Annotated in this window: 1 pseudogene; it reads left to right on the plus strand. The window is 39.0% G+C overall.

Going from position 1 to position 487, the window contains the following annotated elements:
• Positions 1-60 precede the first annotated feature (60 nt).
• Positions 61-487 (plus strand): annotated as a pseudogene (locus AAY47_RS19730) (IS30 family transposase); the annotation flags it as partial.

Genomic DNA, 487 nt, shown 5'->3' on the forward strand with positions numbered 1-487 from the left:
GGTATTACAAGCAGGATTTTCTAACCTGAATGTTATTTGATCATTCATGCGGTTGCCCTGGGAGATACCCTCGTTGGAAAAGATCATAAAAGTGCACTGCTGACCTTAGTTGAACGAAAATCGCTATTTACCATCATCATTAAGCTTGAGAATAAAACAGCAGAAGCAGTCACAAAAGCGATAACAAGACACTTATCACCTTTAAAACAGAAAGTTAAAACCATTACCTTTGACAATGGCCTCGAATTTGCCGAACACGAACTTATCAGTAAAAATTTAGGGGCAAAAGTTTATTTTGCTCATCCTTACTCTCCTTGGGAGAGAGGGATAAATGAGAATACGAATGGATTAATCAGGGAATACTTTCCAAAAGGAACCGATTTTAATAAGGTATCAGAGTTGGAGATAAATCTCGCGGCAAACAGCTTAAATAAGCGGCCACGAAAAACACGGGGTTACAATACGCCGGATGAGCTATTTAAAGGGA

This window comes from Xenorhabdus griffiniae, assembly GCF_001028135.1.
In the GTDB taxonomy this organism is placed as follows: Bacteria; Pseudomonadota; Gammaproteobacteria; order Enterobacterales; family Enterobacteriaceae; genus Xenorhabdus; species Xenorhabdus bakwenae.